Annotated in this window: 16 protein-coding genes and 2 pseudogenes; 11 read left to right on the top strand and 7 right to left on the bottom strand. The window is 70.8% G+C overall.

Going from position 1 to position 22,010, the window contains the following annotated elements; all coding sequences use genetic code 11:
* Nucleotides 1-221 precede the first annotated feature (221 nt).
* The 3 genes from ACFV1W_RS33755 to ACFV1W_RS33745 all read right to left on the bottom strand — a co-directional run bounded on the left by ACFV1W_RS33755 (nt 222) and on the right by ACFV1W_RS33745 (nt 3,206).
* The gene (locus ACFV1W_RS33755) at nt 222-980 is read right to left on the bottom strand and encodes a carbon-nitrogen hydrolase family protein (RefSeq protein ID WP_380421071.1); all 759 of its coding nucleotides are present in this window, start codon (nt 978-980) and stop codon (nt 222-224) included.
* Nucleotides 981-1,042: 62 nt separating this feature from the next.
* On the bottom strand, nt 1,043-2,452 hold the full coding sequence (locus ACFV1W_RS33750; protein WP_380421070.1) for a class I adenylate-forming enzyme family protein: 1,410 nt from the start codon (nt 2,450-2,452) through the stop codon (nt 1,043-1,045).
* Between the two features lie 199 nt (nt 2,453-2,651).
* Nucleotides 2,652-3,206 (bottom strand): thioesterase II family protein, encoded by a 555-nt coding sequence (locus ACFV1W_RS33745; protein ID WP_380421069.1) that lies wholly within the window; start codon nt 3,204-3,206, stop codon nt 2,652-2,654.
* Between the two features lie 548 nt (nt 3,207-3,754).
* On the opposite strand from ACFV1W_RS33745, the gene ACFV1W_RS33740 reads away from it, so the two are divergent.
* Both ACFV1W_RS33740 and ACFV1W_RS33735 read left to right on the top strand, forming a co-directional pair.
* On the top strand, nt 3,755-4,660 hold the full coding sequence (locus tag ACFV1W_RS33740) for an ATP-binding cassette domain-containing protein (RefSeq protein WP_380421068.1): 906 nt from the start codon (nt 3,755-3,757) through the stop codon (nt 4,658-4,660).
* Entirely contained in the window at nt 4,657-5,412 is a 756-nt protein-coding gene (locus ACFV1W_RS33735; RefSeq protein WP_380421067.1) for an ABC transporter permease, read from the top strand. The genes ACFV1W_RS33740 and ACFV1W_RS33735 overlap by 4 nt, the downstream gene beginning before the upstream one ends.
* 203 nt (nt 5,413-5,615) lie before the next feature.
* Here the strand turns inward: ACFV1W_RS33735 and ACFV1W_RS33730 are convergent, their stop codons facing one another.
* Complete coding sequence (locus tag ACFV1W_RS33730) at nt 5,616-6,725, bottom strand: FAD-dependent oxidoreductase (protein WP_380421066.1); 1,110 nt, start codon at nt 6,723-6,725, stop codon at nt 5,616-5,618.
* Nucleotides 6,726-6,849: 124 nt separating this feature from the next.
* On the opposite strand from ACFV1W_RS33730, the gene ACFV1W_RS33725 reads away from it, so the two are divergent.
* The 3 genes from ACFV1W_RS33725 (at nt 6,850) to ACFV1W_RS33715 (ending at nt 8,418) form a co-directional block, all read left to right on the top strand.
* Complete coding sequence (locus ACFV1W_RS33725) at nt 6,850-7,443, top strand: TetR/AcrR family transcriptional regulator (RefSeq protein ID WP_380421065.1); 594 nt, start codon at nt 6,850-6,852, stop codon at nt 7,441-7,443.
* A 517-nt stretch (nt 7,444-7,960) separates the two neighbouring features.
* Complete coding sequence (rpmG, locus tag ACFV1W_RS33720; RefSeq protein ID WP_380421064.1) at nt 7,961-8,125, top strand: 50S ribosomal protein L33; 165 nt, start codon at nt 7,961-7,963, stop codon at nt 8,123-8,125.
* A 29-nt stretch (nt 8,126-8,154) separates the two neighbouring features.
* A complete protein-coding gene (locus ACFV1W_RS33715) occupies nt 8,155-8,418 on the top strand; it encodes a type B 50S ribosomal protein L31 (protein WP_380421063.1) in 264 nt (87 codons plus the stop codon).
* Nucleotides 8,419-8,497: 79 nt separating this feature from the next.
* On the opposite strand, the pseudogene ACFV1W_RS33710 reads toward ACFV1W_RS33715, so the two are convergent.
* From ACFV1W_RS33710 to ACFV1W_RS33700, 3 genes and pseudogenes are all read right to left on the bottom strand, one after another.
* Nucleotides 8,498-8,758: pseudogene (locus ACFV1W_RS33710) on the bottom strand (ArsR/SmtB family transcription factor); the annotation flags it as partial.
* Between the two features lie 255 nt (nt 8,759-9,013).
* Nucleotides 9,014-9,067, bottom strand: a pseudogene (locus tag ACFV1W_RS33705) (hypothetical protein); the annotation flags it as partial.
* 748 nt (nt 9,068-9,815) lie between these two features.
* Nucleotides 9,816-12,362, bottom strand: a complete 2,547-nt coding sequence (locus ACFV1W_RS33700) for a collagenase (RefSeq protein WP_380421062.1) — start codon at nt 12,360-12,362, stop codon at nt 9,816-9,818.
* Nucleotides 12,363-14,154: 1,792 nt separating this feature from the next.
* Here ACFV1W_RS33700 and ACFV1W_RS33695 point away from each other — a divergent pair.
* The 6 genes from ACFV1W_RS33695 (at nt 14,155) to ACFV1W_RS33670 (ending at nt 21,994) form a co-directional block, all read left to right on the top strand.
* Nucleotides 14,155-14,859 carry a thioesterase II family protein gene (locus tag ACFV1W_RS33695; protein ID WP_380421061.1) on the top strand — a complete coding sequence of 235 codons (705 nt, stop codon included), beginning with the start codon at nt 14,155-14,157 and terminating at the stop codon, nt 14,857-14,859.
* Between the two features lie 160 nt (nt 14,860-15,019).
* On the top strand, nt 15,020-15,883 hold the full coding sequence (locus ACFV1W_RS33690) for a TauD/TfdA dioxygenase family protein (RefSeq protein ID WP_380421060.1): 864 nt from the start codon (nt 15,020-15,022) through the stop codon (nt 15,881-15,883).
* A 2-nt stretch (nt 15,884-15,885) separates the two neighbouring features.
* Entirely contained in the window at nt 15,886-17,574 is a 1,689-nt protein-coding gene (locus tag ACFV1W_RS33685) for a condensation domain-containing protein (protein ID WP_380421059.1), read from the top strand.
* Between the two features lie 15 nt (nt 17,575-17,589).
* A complete protein-coding gene (locus tag ACFV1W_RS33680) occupies nt 17,590-18,801 on the top strand; it encodes an acetyl-CoA carboxylase biotin carboxylase subunit family protein (RefSeq protein WP_380421058.1) in 1,212 nt (403 codons plus the stop codon).
* Nucleotides 18,798-20,543, top strand: coding sequence for an amino acid adenylation domain-containing protein (locus ACFV1W_RS33675; RefSeq protein WP_380421057.1), 1,746 nt, complete (start codon nt 18,798-18,800; stop codon nt 20,541-20,543). The genes ACFV1W_RS33680 and ACFV1W_RS33675 overlap by 4 nt, the downstream gene beginning before the upstream one ends.
* A 62-nt stretch (nt 20,544-20,605) precedes the next feature.
* Nucleotides 20,606-21,994, top strand: coding sequence for an MFS transporter (locus ACFV1W_RS33670; RefSeq protein ID WP_380421056.1), 1,389 nt, complete (start codon nt 20,606-20,608; stop codon nt 21,992-21,994).
* Nucleotides 21,995-22,010 lie beyond the last annotated feature (16 nt).

The following is a 22,010-nucleotide window of genomic DNA, read 5'->3' as shown; positions in this document are numbered from 1 at the left end:
CCTAGTCCGCCCCCCGCACCGAAACTTCCACGCCCCGTGGCGCGGCGCAGTCCTAGTAGCGGCCGGGCCGGGCCCCCCCGGCCCGGGCCTCTCGCGCGTCACCCACCGGTCGGCCACCTGGATGCCCGGACACCGGGGAACGTCCTCACGGGAAGAGCCCGGGGGCGACACCCCCGGCTCGCGCGGTGGTGTCGCCCCCGGGCTCCGCGGCCCGTGTCGGATCAAGCCGGGTACAGCTCCGGACGCCGGTCCTCCAGGTACGTGGTCGTGGCCCTCGCCCCGGCCACCACCGCAGGGTCGACGTCCGCGAACAGCAGGCCCGCGTCCGCACCCAGGTGCACGGCGGTGCCGTCCGGCGCGGCCACCGTGGTGTGGCCGCAGAAGTCCAGACCGCCGCGCTCGCCCACCCAGTTGGCGTAGGCGACGTAGAGCTGGCTCTCGAAGGCGCGGGCCGGCACGAGGGTGCGGGCCACGAACTCCCAGGGCCGCATCAGCCCGGTGGGCACCAGCAGCAGCTCCGTCCCGGCGAGCGCGTGCGCCCGGACGATCTCCGGGAACTCCACGTCGTAGCAGATCAGCAGACCGACGGTCAGGCCGCCGAAGGACGCCTGGACGACGGCGGTGTCGCCCGGCGTGAACAGGGCGCGCTCGGCCCGCCCGTACAGGTGCGTCTTGCGGTACACCGCGAGGGTGTCACCGCGACCGTCCACCAGGCGGACCGAGTTGTAGAGCGCGTCGCCGTCCGTCTCGGGCCAGCCGTGGACCAGACCGATGCCGAACTCGCGCGCGATGGCCGACACTTCGGCGCACTGCGGGCCGTCAACCGGCCCGGCGGCCTCGTTCCGGACGCCGGGGAGCAGGGGGTAGCCGCCGATCGAGATCTCGGGGGTGACCAGGAGGGCGGCCCCCTCCTCGGCCGCGCGGCGCGCCGCCTCCCGCAGCTGCTCGTACGACTGCCGGGCGCCTCTCGTGCCGGACACGGCCTGAAGGCAGGCGATTCTCACTGGGGAAACCTCCGGGATCTCGGGTGGCGGTGTGCCCGCTACCGCTGCTCCTGTGCCAGCTGCTCCAGCTGCCGCTTGTCCGGCTTGCCGTTGCGGTTGAGCGGGAACCGGTCCAGGACGACGACCCGGTCGGGCTGCTCGTAGGTCGCCAGCATGCCACGGACGGCCTCCCTCCAGTACGCCGCCTCCCGGCCCTCCTCGTCCTCGACGAAGAAGACCAGCTGCGAACCGCGGCGCTCGTCGGGCAGCGGAACGATCCGGACCGAGCAGCCCCCGGCCGCCACCTTGCGCTCAATCAGCTCCGGGTAGAGCGTGTAACCCATCCGGTCGACGGCGAACTTGCGGCCGAGGACGAAGAGGTTGCCGTGCTCGTCCAGGTGGCCGAGGTCACCGGTGCGCTGCCAGCCGGTCGGGCCGGGCAGCAGCGACCCGTCCTCGGCGAGGTGGCCCTCCATGCCGTCCGGGGTGTCCACCTCGATCTCACCGGCCTGGCCGGCGGGCACGGGGCGGCCGTCCTCGTCGACGACGCGCAGCGCGATGCCCTCCATGGCCCGGCCGGTGGCGACCGGGTTCTCCAGGGTGGCGAAGGCGATGTTGCCGAGCTCGGTGCTGCCGTAGCTGTCCAGCAGCGGCAGCCCGAACTCGGCCACGTACCGCTCGACCAGCGTGCCGTCCAGCGGGGCAGCGCCGACGCAGAACATCCGCGTTCGCTCGAAGTGCGCCCGCAGAGCCGGCTTGCGGCCGATCAGGTTGAGGATGGAGCGGTAGCTGGCGGGCGTGGCGTCGATGACGGTCGCACCGGTGTCACCGGCCATCCGCAGCGCGCGGTCGAGCCGCTTGTAGGGGGCGACCACGAGGGAACTCCGGGTGATCCAGGCGATGAGCACCATGGACAGCCCGTACTGGTGGGAGAAGGGCAGCAGCGGCAGCAGGACGTCGTCCGCCACGTGGCCGACCTGGTGGGCGTTGCGCTCCAGGTTCTTGAGGAACTTGCCGCCCGACTTCACGACGCCCTTGGGCTGGCCGGTGGAGCCGGACGTCCACATGATCAGGCCGTCCGGCATCGCGCCCCAGTCCGTGACGTCGAGTTCGCGCTCGACGGTCTCCCGGCCGGCCGCGGCGACCAGGAGTTCGTAGAGGTGCACCGGATCGTGGGAGGGGTCGATCGGGGAGTCCTCGTCGACCAGGACCACCTTGGCCCCGGTCCGCCGGATGATCCGGTCGGTCTCCTCCGCCGTCTCCTGCTGGTCGACGAGCACGATGGAGGCCCCGGCGTGCATGAGGCCCAGCAGTGTGCCCAGCCAGGCCACCGAGTTCCCCGCCTTGAGCACCACACGCTGGCCTGGGCCGACACCGCGCTCGCGGAGGGCCTCGGCGATGCGCAGGGCCTCCTGTTCGAACGCGGGGAGAGTCAGCACCGTGTCGGGGCCGTAGATCTTCGAGGTCACTGGTCGGGCGCTTCCTTCCTCGGGCCCGGCGGCGACCGACGCGTGTGGCCGCGAACCGGGCAGGAAGCCGCCCGAGGCATACGTGCCGTCGTCGTCCGGGACGGTTGAGAGGACCTCCGGTTCACCACCGGCACGTCAACACGGTCCCCACCGACGACGGTAGGGAGCCGTGTCCCGCCCGGGAAACCCTTAGCCGCCCCTAGAGCCCCTTGTTCTCACCCGAGATGAGCTGGTCGTGCACCAGGTTGGCGACCTGCCGGCAGTAGCCGTCCGGGGTACCGTGCGTCCGGGGGAAGACCTCCAGCGAGAACGAGCCGGTGGTGCAGGACTCCCACGAACGGACCGACTCGGCCGTCGCCCGGGGAGTCTGTTCCCGGGTCATGGCGACCACCGGGCAGCGCAGTTCGGGACCGCTCCCGGCAAAACCGCTCCGGTCCGCCATGAACAGGGTGGCCGGAACGATGCCGGCCTCCCGTTCCAGCCGCTTCGCCACCTCGAAGGCCACCTCGGCCCCGCCCCGGTAGCCGAACAGGGCCAGCGGCCGGTCCGTCCACGCGGTCAGCGTCGTGAACGCCCGCTCGGCCAGGTCGGCCACGCCGCCGATCCGCGGCGGGCCGTCGATGTCGTGCGCGCCGGGGTACTGGAACGCCAGCACCTCCACCGTCGGCAGCAGCAGCTCCGCGAGGTCGAGCAACTGCAGCGAGGAGTGGAGGAGATGGGGGAAGAAGGCCATGCGGAACGTGCTGGGCGACATCGGGTGTCGGATGTTGATGAGGTCCACATCACCGCGGGTGTCCGAGATCACGGTATTCGTCCCTCCAGGGGCTTGGGGCCGGCTTCGGGTCAGGTTCACGTTCAGTGCCGCCGACACTACGGCTCGTCGACACCGGCGGCCTCTACCCCAGGGTCTACTCCCGGGTGGAGATCGGCCGGCGGCAGCGGCCCCGGTCCCCGGCCGGTCGCCATCGGGCCTCGTCGGAGCGGCTGCCTGCGACCGGTGGCGGCGCCGGAGCGGGGAAGGCGGTCGACGCCCCCTTCGCGCGCTGGGGCGACTAGGGGTTGTCCGGCCGGAACGACGGCCGTTACGTTCCCAGTGCACGCACCGTGGTGCGTGTCATCACACCTCCAGCAGCGCATCGCACGGGCGAGGACCGCTGCCGTTTCTACCGATGCGCACGGCGTGATGTTCCCATGCCCGAAGGCAGTTGCGCACGACCGGATGAGGCATCGCAGATGATCAAGGTACGAGACCTTGCCAAGACGTTCCGTTCCGGGAAACAGGAAGTCGCGGCCGTTCGTGGCGTGAGTATCGACGTCGCCGACGGCGAACTGGTCGGATTCCTGGGCCCGAACGGCGCCGGCAAGACCACCACACTGCGGATGCTCGCCACCCTGCTGCGCCCGACCTCCGGCGAAGCCGTGATCGCCGGGTGCGACCTGCTCTCCGACCCGGCCGGGGTGCGCCGCCGCATCGGCTACGTCGGCCAGGGCAACGGGGCCGGCAGCGACCAGCGCGTCGGCGAGGAACTGATCACCCAGGCCCGGCTGTACGGCATGAGCACTGCCGCCGCGAAGGACCGGGTCGCCGAACTCCTCGACCGGTACGACCTGTCCGGCATGGAGCGGCGGATCGTCTCCACCCTCTCCGGTGGTCAGCGCCGGCGCCTCGACATCGTCATGGGCGTCCTGCACCAGCCCCAACTCGTCTTCCTCGACGAGCCGTCCACCGCGCTCGACCCGCAGAGCCGCAGCAACCTGTGGGACCACATCCGGTCGCTGCGCGACGAGCACGAGACCACGGTCTTCCTGACCACGCACTACCTCGACGAGGTCGACGCGCTCTGCGAGCGCATCCTCGTCATCGACGGCGGCACCATCATCACCGAGGGCACCCCCGACGGGCTCAAGAGCCAGATCGCCGGCGACCTCCTCACCCTGGGCACCAGCGATCCGGCCGCCGCCGCGGAGATCGCCGGCCGCCTGCCCGGCGCCCGCGACGTCGTCGTCGACGGACGGGTCCTGCGGGTGCGGGTGCCGCTCAGCTCCACCGTCCTCCCGGAGCTGCTGCGCGAACTCGACCGGGCCGGACTGGTCGTGCACGAGGTCCAGGCCCAGCGGCCCACCCTCGACGACGTCTTCCTCACCCTCACCGGCCGCAGCCTGCGGGACACCGACACCACCCCCGACGCCGAAGACCAGGGAGAATGACGGTGCGCTACCTCCAGCAGACCCGACTCATCTTCGTCCGCTCCGTCCGCCCCTGGGTGCGCAGCCCCGCCCAGCTGCTCGTCGGCGTGTCCGGGCCGCTCGTCTACCTCGTGCTGTTCGGCCCCCTGCTCAAGAACACCCTCCCCGGCGACGTCGACGCCTGGCAGTGGTTCGTCCCCGGCATGCTGATGCAGCTCACCCTGTTCGGCGCCGCCTACGCGGGCTTCTCCATCACCCCCGAACTGCGCTCCGGCGTGATGGAGCGGCTGCGCGTCGCCCCCGTCAGCCGGGCCGCGCTGCTCTCCGGCCGCGTCCTCGGGGACCTCGCCCAGACCGGCATCCAGGGCGCCGTGCTGCTCGCCGTCTCCACCGCCTTCGGGTTCCGCGCCTCCCTCCCGGCGGTGCTGCTGCTCCTGGCACTCTCCGCCGTGCTCTGTGCCGGAATCGCCTGCTCCTCCTACGCGCTGGCGCTGATCCTCAAGCAGGAGAACCGCTTCGCCCCGCTGCTGAGCATGGTCCTGGTGCCGCTCATGCTGCTCTCCGGCCTCCTGCTGCCCATGCAGAACGCCCCGGACTGGCTGCACACCCTGGCCCGGGCCAACCCGCTGACCCACGTCGCGGATGCCCTTCGCGACATCGCCGCGGGCCACTACGCCACCCAGACCACCGCCACCGGCACCCTGGCCGCCCTGAGCCTGGTCGTCATCTTCGGCCTCTGGGGCATGCGGGTCATCAACCGCGAACAGGGCTGACCCGCCCCCAGCCCATCGAAGCCCCGGGCCCGCGGGCAACCGCTCCGGGTACCGGGGCTCTTCGCTGCCCGGCCTTCCCGGCAGGATCGGACCGCTCGGAGGCCCCGCGCGGGGGCGGCGCGGGCAACTGCCCGGGTAGCAACGCCTGCGGCTCACGATCGCGGATCCGTCCGCCCTGCGCACTCGATCGGATGACAAGTCGATTAGGGGGCCGCTGCGGGAACGAGGTGGTCGAGTCCCTTCGCACTGCCCGTCGCGGCCTCGATCGAGCGCGGCAGCATGATGCTCTCGTAGGCGCGGACGGCGTCGTCGAGCCTGGATTCTGCGACGACGGCTTGGGCGAGGTCGCAGCCGTCGAGCATGGCGAGGTTGGCACCGAGGCCGACCGGAGGCATCAGATGCGCGGCGTCGCCCAGCAGTGTGACGCCGGGAACGTGTTCCCAGGTGTGCGGGGCGGGCAGGACGAACAGGGACCGGTGGATGAAGCCGTGGTCGCCGTTGCGCAGGATGTAGCGAAGGCTCTCGTCCCAGTCGTCGAACAGCCCCAGCAGGTGCGTCCGCACGGCCCGCTGGTCGCCGAGGTCGACGCCGGCGGCCTCATGCCAGTCCTTGGGCGCGCGGAGCGCGATGTAGGCGCGGATGTGGCCGTTGCTGTTGCGCTGGGCGACCAAGGTCCGGCCGACGCCCTTCGCCAGCATCGAACCGTTGCCGACCAGCCGCGCGAGGTCGGGATGGCGGGTGTCGCAGTGGTCGAACCCGGTCTCGACGAAGGTGACACCGGTGTAGCGGGGTACAGCGGGCGACAGGGCCGGGCGTACTCGTGACCAGGCGCCGTCGGCACCGACCACCAGGTCGAAGTCCTCGGTGGTGCCGTCACCGAGCAGCAGCCGGCAGGTGCCGTCCGCCAGCGGGGCGACGCCGGTGACGGCGCGGTCCCACCGCACCGTGTCCTCTGCGAGCGAGTCCAGGAGCAGACCGCGCAGCTGGCCCCGGTCGATCTCCGGCCGTCCTCCGTCGGCGGAAGGACCCTGCTGCGAGAGGAGGGCGGCGGTGGCGGAGTCGAGCACGCGCCACTCGTCCCCTTCCGGGCGGGCGAGGGCGTGGAACTGGTCGAGGAGCCCCGCCGCACCGAGGGCGGCCTGGCCGGTGTCGGGATGCATGTCGAGGGAGCCGCCCTGCGGGCGGGCGTCGGCGGAGGCCTCGCGTTCGAAGACCGTGACGGAGCGGCCGTACTGCTGGAGGGCTCGGGCGCAGGTGAGGCCGCCGAGGCCGGCGCCGACGATCGCGATGCGGGGATCACGAGCAGAGTTCACGGGAGTGTCCCTCGGAAGGTGGGTCAGCTGCCGGAAGACCCGGCATCACCAAGAAAGCACACTCGCTAAATAAGTGCAATGACTCAACTTTCGCAGTGACTGCACTTCGAGGTACGGTGGGCGAGTGACCGAACCGACCGGGCGCCGCGGGCGCAAGAAGGCCCAGACCCGCCAGTCCCTGGCCGACGCCGCACTTGAGCTCTTCCTCGAACGCGGCTACGACCAGGTCGGCGTCAAAGACGTCGCCGACCGCGCCGACGTCTCGGTGACCACCCTGTTCAAACACTTCTCCGGCAAGGAAGCCCTGGTCTTCGACCAGGACGACGAACTGGAAGCAGAACTCGTCGCCGCCGTGCGCGAACGCACCCCGGGCCAGTCGATCCCGCAGGCGCTGCGCGAGCACCTCCTGCTGAAGCAGACCCAGCTGGCCGTCCACGCCGAGGACCCGAGGTTCGCCGACTTCACCCGCCTGGTACAGGAGACCCCCGCGCTGCGCGACTACGCCCACCGCATGTGGACGCGCCACGAAGCAGCCCTGGCCAGGGCCATCGCCGAGGCCGTCGGCGCACCCGAGGACGACGTCAGCTGCGCAGCCCTGGCCCGTTTCGCCCTTGAGGCCCGCAGCCTCGTCCTGCGGCACGCCGAACCGCGCCGAGCCGCCGACGAGGCCTTCGGGCTGCTCGAACACGGCTGGGCCGCCTCCCATCCGAGCGACTGACCGGGCGGCCAAGCACCACCCCGATGCGCGCGGATGCGGTGCGCACCCCGGACCCTCCTGGGCGGCGCCACCCGGCCGCGGGAGTGACCTGGACTGTCAACGGACGCAGGCGGCGCGGGTGGTCCGGGAAAGTGCCCCGGCTGTCTCCCGCATGCGGGGGCAAGCGTCCGGCTGACCTCGCCGCTCCAGGAAAACGGCGCGTTGCGCACTCGCCCAGCACGGGACCTCTACCCCCGGACCGCATCGCCGCGCAGAGGCGAACGAGAACCTGATCGTCCGTGCCACGTTCGGGCGGCCGGCCCGGCTCAGGTCCTGCTGACGCTCCCGCCGCTCCAGCCACCGCGGCCGGCGGCCCAGTGGGCGGACATCGAGCCTCCGCAGGAGCAGGACCGGTCGTGGCCCCGGCCCGGGAATGCCGCGGCCACGGCTGGCGTTGCCACACTACGCCTAATGGAAACGAAAACCATTTCGTTACAATGACGGCTCAACCGTCACCGATCCGCCCCAGGAGGACGCCGTGGCCCGCAACGACCTGCGCCCGATCATCAAACTCCGGTCCACTGCCGCAACCGGCTACACGTACGTGACCCGCAAGAACCGCCGCAACGACCCCGACCGGCTCGCCCTGCGCAAGTACGACCCCGTGCTCGGTCGCCACACCGAGTTCCGCGAGGAACGCTGACCCCACCCCGCCCAGCCAAGGAGAACTCGATGAAGCCCGGCATCCACCCCGCCTACCGCCCCGTCGTCTTCCGCGACCGCGTCGGCGGGCTGACCTTCCTCACGCGGTCCACCGTCACCAGCGACCGCACCATCGAGCGGGAGGACGGAAACACCTACCCCGTGATCGACGTGGAGATCTCCTCCGCCAGCCACCCCTTCTACACCGGCCAGTCCCGCGTGCTCGACACCGCGGGCCGCGTCGAGCGCTTCGAGCGCCGCTACGGCGCCGCGGCCGCCCGCCGCAAGGGCTGAGACCGGGACCGCGTACGAATGCCGGTGTGTCCCTCGGATTCCGAGGGGCACACCGGCATTCGCGCGCAACGGGGGCGGGTCATCGCAGCCGCAGGTGCTCGATATGGGCGAAGGCCTGGTCGAGCAGTTCCGCCACGTGGTGATCGCGAAGGGCGCAGACGATGCTCCGGCCCCGGCGTCCGCTCCTGACCAGGCCCAGGTTCCGCAGCAGACGTAGTTGGTGGGAGCAGGCGGACTGCTCCATCCCCACGGCCTCGGCCAACTCGGCTGCGGGGCACGGACTCCGGCGCAGTCGGGCGAGGACGAGCAGCCGTGAGGGCGCGGCGACGGCCTGGAGGGTGGCGCGAGCTGCTCGGCGGTCCGGGGGGCCAGCGTGCCGCCGGATTCCCCGGCCGTGTCGGGGGCGCCGTCGGAGGCGAACCAGCGGCCGGTGGGGTCGAAGGCGAGGCGGGCGGTCTTGTCGGGGTAGCCGTGCATGGTGAGTTCGTCGCCGTCCCTGGTGCGCCAGACGTGGATGCTGGCGTCCTGGTTTCCGGGCGAACACCAGCAGCGTGCCGGTGATCTGGCTCGCCTCGGCGGTCGCCGCGCCCAGCAGCGCCAGGAACAGCGTGCCCAGCAGCCGCACCGGCACCCCGCGCCCGGCGGCCACCTCCGGGTCGACGGGGGCGAACAGCAGCGGCTGTGGCCAGAGCGTCACCGTCAAGTTCACCGGCACCGAGGACTCGCTCCAGACCAGCTTCGTCCTCGACGACGCCGCGCTCAGCACCCCTTGACACACCGGCACCCCCAAGGGAGCCGCGGCGCCCCCGCGCCGCGGCTCCTTCCCTTGCTCACGGCTTCAGCGACGGCCAAGCCGTGTTGCCCCTCCTCGGCCAGGCGCAGCAGCTCGGGCAGCAGGTCCTCGCCCAGCGCGCAGCATGGGCAGTCGTTGGTCAGCGGGACGTCCGCTGTCGGACAACAGCCTCCCTGGCATAACGGCGGATTCGATCCGCACCGCAAGGCCGATCTCCGAATTGCCGATGTTCCACTCCTCGAATCGGTCGATATCTCGGCGATCCGCATGCCCCGACCGGCCGTCCGGTGATTCCTCTCGATCCGGAACGAGTAACCGTTGGGCCGGACCCAACCTCCGAAAGGACCGCGACAGGCCGACCAGAACCCGAGGTCGAGCCCTGGCCGGCCTGTCACACAACAGACTTGCACGATCCTTTTGTGCGCGTTCCACCCCACCGGCCCAACCGGAGTGGCCGGCCGACGCTTCGCTGCCTGGCGTCGGCACCGCCCTGCTCGAATCGGCCGAACCCGAATCCCGAACGTGAGTCCGGCGTCGAACAGCGGCAGTTCACCGGCAGTTCACCGGCAGCGAGCCGGACGTCGGGACGGCGCGACCGACGGGGTCAGAACGTGGTCGTCACGGTGGCGCCGGTGAGGGCGGTGGTGGCGTGCAGGGTGATGTAGTTCCAGCCGGCCGGGGGGTTGGTGATGGTGAGGGTGTGCGGGCCGTTGCCGGTGGCGGAGGCGGTGTTGGCGGTGCTGTCGGCCCAGGTGGTGGGACTGTAGTAGAGGTCGGCGGCTCCCGTGCCGGGGGTGGCCGTGATGGTGAGGTTCTTGGTTCCGGCGGGGATGTCGATGTAGAGGTAGCTGTTGTCCCGGGCGGCGGCGGTGAGGTTGGATCGGCTGCAGTTCTGAGCCAGGCGGCGGGTGTCGTCAGCGGTGCACTCGGCGGTTGACGCACCGACCGCGACCGTCTGGTCGGCGGTTGCGGTGGCGCCGGCCCTGTCGGTGACGGTCAGCCGGACGTGGTAGGTGCCCGGCTTGGCGTAGGCCTTGGTCGGATTGGCATCGGTGGAGGTGGTGCCGTCGCCGAAGTCCCACTTGTGGGCGGTGACCGCTGCGGAGTCCTCGGTGGTGTCGGTGAGCGCGACGTTCAGGCCGTTCGCCTTGGCGGTGAAGGCGGCGGTGAACGGCTTGCCGGGGGCGTTGCACGCACCGGCGGCGCATTCCTTGAGCCACTTGGCCCAGTCGGCGTCGTAGCCGGTGCCGATCGAGTTGATCAGGCCGAGTGCGGCCTTGTAGTCACCGGATCGGTAGTGGCCGAGGAGGGTGTCGATGTCGGAGCGGTGCTTCTCCATCATGTAGCGCACCGCGAGGTAGCCCCAGGGGTAGATCCGGTCCGTGCCGCTGCTGTAGGTGTTGGCGAAGACGGTGCTCAGCGGGTAGCTGCCCTTGGCCGCGTCGGCGACCGCCGCGGTGTCGGTCACGCCGCGGTAGCCGTAGGACTCGTACTCGGCGAAGCCTTCGATCCACCAGATGGTGCCGGGGGTGGCGGTTGCGGCGGCGAAGTCGCCGGCGGTGTCGAAGCGGCCGTCCAGGTAGTGGGTGTACTCGTGGTTGAGGTTCCAGATCTGGAAGCTCGGACGCAGCCAGTCGGCTTCGTAGGCGACGAACCGGGCCTGGTTGTCGGGCTTGGACGGGTCGCCTTCCTCGTAGATGCCACCGTTGTTGGTGTCGACGCCGAAGATGACGTTGGCGTAGGTCTGGTAGTCGCTGGTGGAGTGGAAGACGTCCACCTCCATGGCACTGTTGTGGTCGTCGGGCAGCGGGCCGGGGTCCTTGGCGAGCTTGTGGAAGTAGGCGTTCTCGCCGGTGAGGCTGTCGCAGGTGCTGAGCAACTGCTCCTTGGTGAGCGCCTGGGTCACGATGTGGATCGTGCCGCACTGGTAGTCGATGGTCAGCACGGCCTTCTTGAGCCGGTTGGGGAGGTCGCAGGTGCCGTAGTCGGAGCAGTTGTTCTGGTCGTTGTCGTTCGCCTGGGCGGCGATGCCGACCCAGAGGGGGGCGGTGGGGCCGGTCATCGAGGACTTGGCCAGCAGGTTCTTGATCATCGGTCGGACGGTGGGGGCCAGGGTGCGGTCCTGGAGGAACCGGGCCAGCTCGGTGCCGGCGTTGGACGCCAGGTAGCTCTGCGGTCCGCCCAGGAGACCGAGGTTGTTGTCGGCGAAGGTCTCAAGGGTGGCGAGGATCGACGGGTCGGCTTCGGTGGCGGTGACGAAGTCGGGGTTCTGGTGGCCGCGGAAGAGGACGGTGTAGACGTTGTTGACCGCGGTCAGCATGTTGTACGAGTTGTTGTACGAGCTGTTGTAACCCGTGAGCAGCTTCTTGAGGACGGGCAGGTAGCGGGCGTTCTGGCTGGCGCTGTCGATCAGGGTGACGGCTTCCGAGAGGACGGCGCCGTTGGCGTCGGTGGCGTCCAGGCCGTGGGCGTTGGCGTAGAAGGAGTCCAGGGCGGACCGGATCGCGGTCTGCAGAGCGCTGCCGTAGGTACCGACGTCGGATTTGTGGTTCCACTGCACGTAGTAGCCGGCCCGGAGGTAGAGCACGAGCTCCAGGACGTGGGTGCTGTTGTCCCCCGGATAGTTGCGGGAGGCGGCGGCCAAGGCGTCCGCCACCGTGGTCATCTGCGACTCCTGGAAGGCCAGGTGCGCGTCCGAACCGGTGACGTTGAACAGGCCGTTGATGCAGTCCGGGCCGGCGGACCGGATCGCCTGGACCAGGGCGCCGCCGGTGTTCGCGGTGAAGGCGCTGATGGAGCAGGCGGCGGCGCTCGCCTTCGCGCCGCCCGCCTCCCCGGTCGTCGCCTTCGGCCTTGCCGCGACGGACCTTGTCGGGCTGCCGTAGTTCTGGTGCTGTGCCTCGGTGTCGGAAGGCAGAGGTCGACGGTCCTTGGGGCGCACCTGCTTCGCGTCGTCCTGGACGGCTTCGGTGGCCGACTGGGGTGCCAGACCTGCGCGGGGAGCGTCGGTCTTGGCTTCGGGGGACGGGCTGGTGAGCCCCGCGTGAGCGCTGCCCGGCCCGTTGGCGGCGATCCCGACCCCGACGGTCAGCGCGAGGGCGGCAGCTATCAGGAGCTTGGGCAGCTTCTTGCGGGCGTGTGCGGCTTTCATGGGTTCTCCTGGCATGGGGGCAGCACCGTGCGGCGCGACCCAGTGGGGAGGCCGCGCAGTGAGGTGATGCTCAGTCACTTTTACCGACACGGTTGGCCCGTGTCGGTTGTGGGACGCCGAGCCGATGGCTGGTCCTGGCTGATCGCAGGCTCGACGATGAGTTGACTGACAGTCAGTCGGGGAATCGTCCGTGGCGGGACAGGGTGCCGACGATGACGCTCGGCGCTACCGAAGTTCCCACCGGTGCAGGGCCGTTGTCGCTCCCGCGCACCACTCGTTTGCCGGTCATGTTCTCTCCTCGTCGGCAGATGGGGGTGGTTTGCCGCCGACGTATGGGAGATCGGGCATGGAGCTGCGGATAACGGAAAGTGTGTGAGATCTTCAGGACGGCTGGAGGCGGGTGCGCGCCACGAAGGGCCCCATCGCAGGGTGGTGAGCGGTCTGCTGGGGTGTCAACTTCTCTGGCGTGAAGGCCGGTCTGTCAGATGGCATCGCTGGTTTCGAGGTGTTCCCCCATGTCGAGTGGCCGCCATTACCACCACCCCCTTCAGAGCAACGGCGGGGAAGTCGAGTTTCTCGGTCAAAAACTCCGCTGAGCCCGGGCGTTGTCCAACTGACGGAATCCGCCGCGGCTTATGGCGCTTCGCCAGATCTGGATACCAACAGCCGTTCGGGTCGGGCCGGAGGGTGAGCCCGGCGACGATCCGAAGGGCGTCCGAACAAGGAGGCCCGGGTCGGACCCACCTGGCAATTTTCCGGATACGGCAGCGAAGTTGAGCGAAAAGTGGTCCCCTTCTCCTTGAATCGCTGACCTCGCGGCACCGGCGGCCGGCGACGGCGCGAAGGCACTTCCCGAACGAGACCGCAGCTCTCAAGCGGGTCCGTCTGGCAGCACTTGCCATGAACCTGCCAGGTCTCGCTGGAATCGGTGGGCGATGAGAAGCGCATGGTCCGCAAGCGCGACACGGCCATCAATGGCCGGCCCACCGCCCGGACGGACGCGGCCAATTGGCCCAGTGAAGGCGATAGTGGAACAAGATGGCCAATCAGCATGTATGCCGCCAGAATCCTGATAGGCCCTGTTCGTCGCAGCTCGCCGCCGGTGCGCCGATGTTCATGCCAGAATTCCTTGACCGCCTCGTCGGGCGGACGATAGATTCCGCATCGATCTTGGGAAGGTCCGTGCGATGCCGTTCGTCAACTCGGGGATTCTGCGCGAGGCTTGACGCATCGCTCCATGTCATGACATGCACTTCGGGGGAGAGCGTGTTTGGTAGGAATTGGTTGACATCCTGGCGTCGCAACGTGTCGGCAGGGTTCGTTCCGCGTCGTGTACGCGGCCTTCGCAACCGGTTCGCGGTGTTGCCGCGTCCGGCCCGCCTGCCGGTGTGGGTCATAGCGGCGACGGATTCAGCCGGTGTCGGTGTGTGGGCGTTGGCACCGGACCACCGCGCGGCATCGCTGCGGGCACACCGGAGGGTCCGCTAGCGGTATCCACGACCTTTCGGATCGGAGCATTGCGATCCGACCGCGGCGGACCGGCTCCCGTCGGGTCGCCGACCCCCGGCCGCCGTGCGCGGCCGCTGCCCCATGTCTCCCTTGCAGCCAGGCCACTTGTGCGCGAGGCGCTGGCACCGTAGTCCGACCCCACCGCCGTCGCAGGGCGTCCCCTTCCCATCGGGACGCCTGCCGGTCGCGCCTGCGCGGAAAGCGACCGAGGCGGAGAAGACCCAATCATCCCAACCTGAATCCACGGGGGAACAGCATGCTGGTTGGAGCGATTTCACGCGGTTTGGCATCGTTCAAACCGAGATCCACCGACACTCCCGCTCTTGTCTGCGTTCCGTGGGCCGGATCCGGCGCAGCGCCGTTCCGGGCCTGGACGCACGCCTTCGGGCAGAACGCCGGCGTCTACGGCGTCCGCCTGCCGGGCCGCGAGAGCCGGATCGAAGAAGCCTTCCTCAGAGACGTCGACGCCATGGTCGCCGGCATCGTCGACGACGTGCTGGACCTCGGCCCGCGGCCGATCGTCCTGTTCGGCCTCTGCTCCGGTGCACTGCTGGCCCATGAAGCGGCCCGCGTGCTGGGGTCGCGGGTCTCCCACCTGTTCGTGGCCTCCCAGCTGCCGCCGATCGACGCGGCCCGCGTAGCGGCCGAGGAGCTGGAGTCACGCGAAGCACTCGCCGAGCGATATCTCACCGCGGAGGCCGCGGCCGACCCGGAGATGGCCGAACTGCTCCTGGAAGTCCTCGAAGCCGACATCGGCGCCGTCAGCGGCTACCACTACACGCCCGGCGGCCTGGAGATCCCGATCACCGTGTTCCGGGGATCGGACGACCACGAGATCAGCGCCGACCTGCTCGACGGCTGGACGGCCGAGAGCACCGGCCGTGTCGCCGTCCGCGAGATCAGCGGCGCCGACCATCTCTTCAGCGGTGCGTCCTGGCCGGAGCTGGCCGCCGAGATCGCGGCGGAGCTGGGCCTCGCCGCGAACTGAGGCCGGTCCTCCCCGTCCGGACTTCCGGCACCACCCCATCAAGCGTTGTGTGGAAACGTCATTGAAAGGCCTCACACCGATGAATTCAGTCCCCGCCGCTCGCATCGGCGGTCGGCGTCCCGTCGGCGGCACCCGAGTCCTCAGCCGGCCCGAATCCATCGTGGAGAGCGAGCACTTCTCCATTCGTCCCTGCGGTCCCACCATCGGCGCCGAGATCACCGGCCTGTCGTTGGCCGAGCCGCTCGCCGCCCCGGTCCTGGGCGACCTGCGCCGCGCCTTCCTGGACTGGAAGGTGCTGTTCTTCCGCGACCAACACCTGACCGCGCGCCAGCACGTCGACCTGGCACGGGCGTTCGGCGAACCGATCGTCCTGCCGGTGCCCGACAAGGGCGAGTGCCCCGAGGTGACCCGGGTCGCGGCCGGCGTCGGCGAGCCCGGCGCCGAGAACGTCTGGCACAGCGACGGCTCCGGCGACGAGAAGCCGTCGCTCGGCTCGATCCTGCGCGCCCTGCACGTCCCGCCGGCCGGCGGCGACACGCTCTGGGCCGACATGGCCGCCGCCTACGACGGGCTGCCTGAGGACGTGAAGGAGCGCATCGCGCACCTGCGCGCCGTCCACGACCCGCTGACCATCTACGACGGCTACGACGACGTGGCCCAGGACCGCGAGGGCCTGGGCATGTTCCCGGTCAGCGAGCACCCGATCGTCCGGGTGCACCCGGAGACCGGCCAGAAGATCCTCTACGTGAACCGCTTCTACACCACACGGATCCTCGGCCTCGACGACGCCGAGGGCGCCGAGCTGCTCGCCTTCCTCTGCGACCAGGCCCACTACCCCGAGTACCAGGTGCGCTTCCGCTGGACGGACGGGGCGGTCGCGATGTGGGACAACCGCTCGACCCAGCACTACGCGGCTTCCGACTACTACCCGCAGACCCGCGTCCTGGAGCGGGTGAGCATCGCCGGAGACAAGCCGCAGGGCCTGCGCCGGCCGCTGACGGCGGCCACCCGGAAGGGACGCTGACCGTGCGGACGACCGATCCGACAGCGGATCCGACGACGGCCGAGCGGCTCGGTGTCCTCGCCGGCCTGTTCGCCGAGGTCCTGGGCCTCGACGACGCCGACGACCTCGGGCCGGACGACGACTTCTTCGACGAGGGCGGGAACTCGCTGCTGGCAACCCGGCTGATCAACGCGATCCGGACCCGATTCCGCATCGACCTCCCCCTGAAAGCCCTGTTCCGCGCACCGACCGTCGCCGGACTGCTGGCCCTGATCGACGCCGCTCCGAGCAGCCGCCCGCCGGTTGCCCGGCAGGAGCGCGGTGGACTGTTCCCGACCTCGTTCGCGCAGCGCCGGCTGTGGGTCGTCGAGCAGTTCGAGGCGACCGGAGGCCTGTACAACATGCCGATCGCGCTGCGGCTGCGCGGTGCCCTGGACCGCGACGCCCTGACCGTGGCGCTGCACGACGTCGTGGTCCGGCACGAAGTCCTCCGCACCGTCTACGTCGACGTGGACGGCGTTCCGTGGCAGCGGATCCTCGACCCCGAGGACACGCGGCTCACGGTCAATCACGTCACCACCGCGGCCGAGTCCCTGCCGTTCCTGCTGTCCGAGGCCTCCCGGCACGTCTTCGACCTCGCCACCGAGCTCCCGATCGCCTGCTGGCTGTTCGAACTGGGGCCGGAAGAGCACGTCCTGCTCGTGGCGCTGCACCACATCGCGGTCGACGACGTCTCGCTCCGCCCGCTCTTCCAGGACGTCTCGACGGCCTACACCGCCCGCATCGAGGGCCGGGAGCCGGAGTTCGCCGACCTGCCGGTGCAGTACGCGGACTACGCGGTGTGGCAACGTGAACTGCTCGGCGAGACCACCGATCCGGACAGCCTCGGCGCCGTGCAGACCGCCTACTGGCGTTCGGCGCTCGCCGGCCTGCCCGACGAGCTTGCGCTGCCCTACGACCGGCCGCGGCCCGCGGTGCCGACCTTCCGCGGCGACCGCGCCCTGCTGACCGTGGACGCCGACCTGCACGCGGCGTTGACCCGGCTCGCCCAGAACGAGGGCGTCAGCCTGTTCATGGTCGTCCACGCCGCCCTGGCGACGCTGTTCGCCCGGCTCGGCGCCGGTCCCGACCTCGTGGTCGGCGCCCCGGTCGCCGGGCGCACCGACGCCGCGCTCGACGACCTGGTGGGCTTCTTCGTCAACACCCTGGTCCTGCGCGTGGACGCCTCCGGGCAGCCGGATCTCAGGACCCTGCTGGACCGGGTCCGCTCGGCCGACCTGGACGCCTTCGCGCACCAGGACCTGCCGTTCGACCGCCTGGTCGAAGCGCTGAACCCGCGCCGCTCGCTGGCCCGGCACCCACTGTTCCAGGTGATGCTCACCGTCCTGGCCGAGGACGGCTTCCTCCACGTGCCCGGCCTGTCCAGCACCGAGGAAGACGTGGACCTGTCCTTCTCCCGTTACGACATGTGGGTGGGCCTGTCGGAGTCGAAGACCGCCGACGGCGCCTGTGCCGGGATGTCCGGCGAGATCCGGTACAGCACGGACGTCTTCGACGCCTCGACCATGCGGGACCTGGCCGACCGCTTCATCGCGACGCTCCGTGACTTCGTCACGGACCTGTCGCAGCGGGTGGTTCCCGCCGCGGCTCCGAGGACTCCGGCGGGCGTTCGGCGCCGCGCCGTCCCGCAACCCGTCCTGCCCACGAGCTAGCACGTAAGGCAAGAAATGATCCTGAACGTCTTCAACCTCGGATCGGCTCCGCCGAACACCGTCGCACAGGTGGCGGAGCCCTACGGCGGTTGCGTGTTCATTGTCGATCCGGAGGAACCCGACGCGGTCGCGCTCCTGCCGGTGCTCGAGGAACTCGGCACCGTCGTGATCGCGAACACCCTGGAAGCCTGCGTCGAGCTCCTCGCGGACGTCACCCCGCGCGGCGTCGTCGTCTTCGACGAGCGCAGCATCCGGCTGGCCGCCGAGCTGGCCGAGCACTACGACCTGCCGGGAGTCTCCCCGAAGGCCGCGCAGTGGCTCTGCGACAAGTCGGCGCAGCGCGAGCGGCTCAACGCCTGCGGCGTCGGCGACGTCCGTTCGGTGTCGATGACCGGCGGCGAAGTCCCGGCCGAGATCCCGCTGCCGGCCGTGGTGAAGCCGAGCGCCGGCGCGGGCAGCGAGGACACCTTCATCGTCCGGACGCGGGAGGAGTTCGACGCGGTCGCGGCCGAGCTCAACCCGGCGCGCGCCTACGTCGTCGAGCACTACATCGAAGGCGCGGACGCGCCGCTGGGGTCGTGGCTGGCCGACTACGTCTCCGTGGAGAGCGCGGTGGACGCCGCCGGCACGGTCCGGCACATCGGCATCACCGGTCGCCTCCCGCTGGCCCGGCCGGCGCGGGAGACCGGCCTGGTCTTCCCGGTCAAGCCCGACGCCGAGCTGGAGGAGAGCCTCCTGGGGCTGGCCGAGGCCACCATTTCCGCCCTCGAGTTCCGCGCCGGCCTGGCGCACACCGAGATCAAGATCGGCGCCGCCGGCCCGGTCGTCATCGAGTTGAACGGCCGCCTCGGCGGCGGCCTGCACCGGCTGATGCCGCAGGCCGGCGGCGTCGAGCCGGTCTCCGTGGCGGTGGCCCTGGCCACCGGGGAGCCGGTCCCGGACGGGTTCCCCGAGCCCACGCAGCACGCGCTGCACTACTACGTGCAGCCGCCCTGTGAGGCCACCGCCGTGCTGGAGCTGCCGACGCCGCGCGTCGTGAAGACCGCGCCCGGGGTGTTCAAGGCCGACCGGACCGCGCGGCCCGGCGCGAGCGTGGACTGGCGGCAGGGCTCCACCAGCCGGGTCTACGACGTCTGGCTGGCCGCCGACTCGCTGCCCGAGCTGGCCTCCTACCAGGCCGGCCTGGACGAGCTCCTGGAGCGTACGATCCGATGGGAGTCCGCGTGAACGCCGAGACGGTGTCGCTGCACGAGCTGGTGGACCAGCAGGCCGACCGGGAGCCGGACGCCCTGGCGGTCGTCGTGGACGGCGAGGAGCTGACCTACGCGAAGCTCGTCGACGACAGTCGCCGGCTCGCCGCCGACCTCCGCGACCGGGGGGTCGCCGAGGAGCACGTCGTCGCGCTCGACCTGCCGGTCGGCCCGCGCCTGGTCGCCGCGATGCTCGCGGCCGGCCGGCTGGGCGCGGCCTTCCTGCCGCTGGACCAGCGGGACCCCCGGGCCCGCCGGGACTACCTGCTCGCCGACGCCAAGCCGGCGGCCGTGGTCACGGCCGACGACGTCCTGGTGCCGGAGACCGCGCCGGAGAAGCTGAGCGACCGCCTGCCCCGGGTCGCCTCCCCGGCCGCGTACCTGAGCTACACCTCCGGCTCGACCGGCGAGCCGAAGGGCGTCGTCACCGAGCAGCACGCGATCGTCAACTACGTCCGGGCGGCGATCGCCGAGTACCGGCTGACCCCGGCCGACCGCCAGCTCCAGTTCGCGTCGATCGCCTTCGACATCGCCATGGACGAGGTGTTCTCGACCCTGGTCGCCGGCGCGACGCTGGTGCTGCGCGGCGAGGACTTCGTGTACGAGGACGCCGAGGACTTCCTCCGCCTGCTCGACAAGCGCGGCGTCACCGTGGCGAACCTGCCGACCGGCATCTGGAACCAGTTCGGCCTCGCCCTGCGGCAGACCCCGCGGGTGAGCCTCCCAGCGGCGCTGCGCATCATGGTGGTCGGCGGCGAGGCGGCCGGCGCGGACGCCGCCGCGGCCTGGCACGCGGCCTCCGTCGCCGACGGCTTCCGGGTCGTCAACGCGTACGGCCCGACCGAGGCCGCGGTGTCGGTGAGCTTCGCCGAGCTGACCGCCGACGGCCCGGTGACCATCGGCCGGGGCATCGCCAACGTCGGCCTGACGCCGGTGGGCGAGGACCTGCTGCCCGTCCCGGCCGGCGAGATCGGCGAACTGCTGGTCACCGGCGTCGCCCCGGCCCGCGGCTACCTCGACCGTCCCGAGCACACCGCGGCCCGGTTCGGCGAGAACGCGGAGGGCCGCTACTACCGCACCGGCGACCTGGGCCGGGTCCGGCCGGACGGGCTCATCGAGTTCCACGGGCGCGCGGACGAACAGGTCAAGGTCCGCGGCGGGTTCCGTGTGGAACCCGGCGAGGTCGTCAGGGTGCTGCTGGCGCACCCCGGCGTGGCCGACGCCGTGGTGCTGCCCGTGGACCAGGGCGCCGGGCGGGTGCTGGCCGCCTTCGTGGTCGCCGCCGCGGACGGCGGGCCGCAGGACGCCGAGCTGCGCGAGCACCTCGGGAGCCGGCTGCCGGACTACATGGTCCCGGGCTCGTTCACCCGGATCGAAACCATCCCGCTCACGGCACGCGGCAAGGTCGACGCGGCGGCGCTGACCGCCCTCCTGGCCGCCCCGGCGTCGCAGCCCACCGCGGCTCCCGGCACGCCGGAGGCCGTCGAGAACGCCGTCCGCGAGGCCTGGACGCTGGCCGTCGGCGTCGAGCCCGAGGACGACGACGCGGACTTCTTCGACGAGGGCGCGGACTCGATCGGGGCCGTGGAGTTCCTCAAGCAGCTGCGGGCCCGGCTCGGCGTCGCGCCCGCGCTGCGCGCGCTCTACGCGTCGCCCCGGTTCGGCGACGTCGTCGAACTCCTGGCGCGGGGCGACGGCGTCGCCCCCGCGGACCGCTGAAACGGCCGCACCGTGCCCAGTCGAACCACTGTCAAACCCGTCACCACACGAGAAGGTCGACCATGAATTCGGTCTCATCGCGGCTCAAGCGCTGGCCGTTCGTACCCGGGCAGGCGAAGTTCCGGAGACTCTGGGCGGCGCAGTCCGTCTCGCTCATGGGATCCCAGGTCAGCCTGGTGGCCTTCCCGTTGGCGGCCATCTACCTGCTGCACGCCGGCACCGAGCAGGTCGGTCTGATCGCAGCCGCCGAGCGCCTGCCGTTCCTGGTCTTCGGACTGCTGGCCGGCGTGCTCGTGGACCGCTGGCGGCACCGCAAGGTACTCATCACGGCGGACTGGGTCCGCGCCGTCTCCCTGGCGCTGGTGCCGCTGTTCGCCTGGACGCACCACCTCACCATCGCGCTGATGTGCGTCGTGGTGTTCGTCGTCGGCGTCGCGACGGTGTTCTTCGACATCGCGCACCAGAGCATCCTGACCTCGGTGGTCGAGGAGGACGACCTGCTGGAGGCCAACCGGCTGCTGGAAGGCAGCCGCGCGGTCTCGGAGTTCGCCGGGCCCGGCGTCGCCGCCCTGATCCTGAAGTACATGGCCGCCTCCTACGCGATCGCCGTCAACGCCGCCACGTTCGCCCTCTCGGCGCTGTACCTGCACGCCATGGGCAAGGTCGACTCCGAACCGGAGGACACCGGCGAGCGCACCTCGATCAGGTCCGACCTCGTCGCCGGGCTGGCGTTCATCCGCCGGACCAGCTTCCTGCGCTGGAACGCCCTGATCGGCGCCACGTGGAACCTGCTGCTCAACGCGCTCATGGCGGTGTTCTTCGTCTTCCTGGCGCGGGACCTCGACCTGAACGCGTCCGTCATCGCGATGATCGTGCTCGCCGGCAGCGTCGGCGGCCTCGTCGGCATCGCCGTGATGGGCCGGATCAACAAGCTGGTCGGCCTCGGCCCCGGCATCGCCGTCGCCACCGGCACCAGCGCGGTCGGCGGCATCGTGCTGGCGCTCGCCGGCGGCTCGTCCACCCAGGCGGCGATCACCGTCGCGGTGGGATACCTCGTCATGAACTCGAGCTATCCGCTGTTCGACGTCAACGTCATCAGCATCCGTCAGACCATCACGCCGCGGAACCTGATGAGCCGGACGACCGCCGCGATGCGGACGATCGTCTGGGGCACCCTGCCGATCGGATCCGCCATCGGCGGTTTCATGGGCGTGAGCCTCGGCACGCGGACGTCGATCAGCGTCCTCGGCGTGCTGCTCCTGCTGCCGGCCGTCTTCACCCTGATCTCGCCGATCCGCAAGATCCGGCAGATCTCGGACCTCGACGTCCCCGGCCGGACGGACGATTCCGACGCCGACTCCGACTCCGCCGACTCCGCCGAATCCGCCGCGGCCGCCGCCACGGAGACCGACCCGGATTCCGACGACGCGGCCCTGGCCACCAGGCGCTAAACCACCACTGGAGACA

Source organism: Kitasatospora sp. NPDC059648 (assembly GCF_042734825.1).
Lineage (GTDB): Bacteria > Actinomycetota > Actinomycetes > Streptomycetales > Streptomycetaceae > Kitasatospora.
The sequence above is the reverse complement of the archived record's forward strand: the minus strand, read 5'-3'. Positions and strand labels throughout refer to the sequence as shown.

Excerpts from the sequence above, each read along its gene's own strand:
- ACFV1W_RS33745 (WP_380421069.1), bottom strand. The coding sequence starts at position 3,206 with ATGTCGCCCAGCACGTTCCGCATGGCCTTCTTCCCCCATCTCCTCCAC.
- ACFV1W_RS33735 (WP_380421067.1), top strand. The coding sequence starts at position 4,657 with ATGACGGTGCGCTACCTCCAGCAGACCCGACTCATCTTCGTCCGCTCC.
- ACFV1W_RS33715 (WP_380421063.1), top strand. The coding sequence starts at position 8,155 with ATGAAGCCCGGCATCCACCCCGCCTACCGCCCCGTCGTCTTCCGCGAC.
- ACFV1W_RS33700 (WP_380421062.1), bottom strand. The coding sequence starts at position 12,362 with ATGAAAGCCGCACACGCCCGCAAGAAGCTGCCCAAGCTCCTGATAGCT.
- ACFV1W_RS33680 (WP_380421058.1), top strand. The coding sequence starts at position 17,590 with ATGATCCTGAACGTCTTCAACCTCGGATCGGCTCCGCCGAACACCGTC.
- ACFV1W_RS33670 (WP_380421056.1), top strand. The coding sequence starts at position 20,606 with ATGAATTCGGTCTCATCGCGGCTCAAGCGCTGGCCGTTCGTACCCGGG.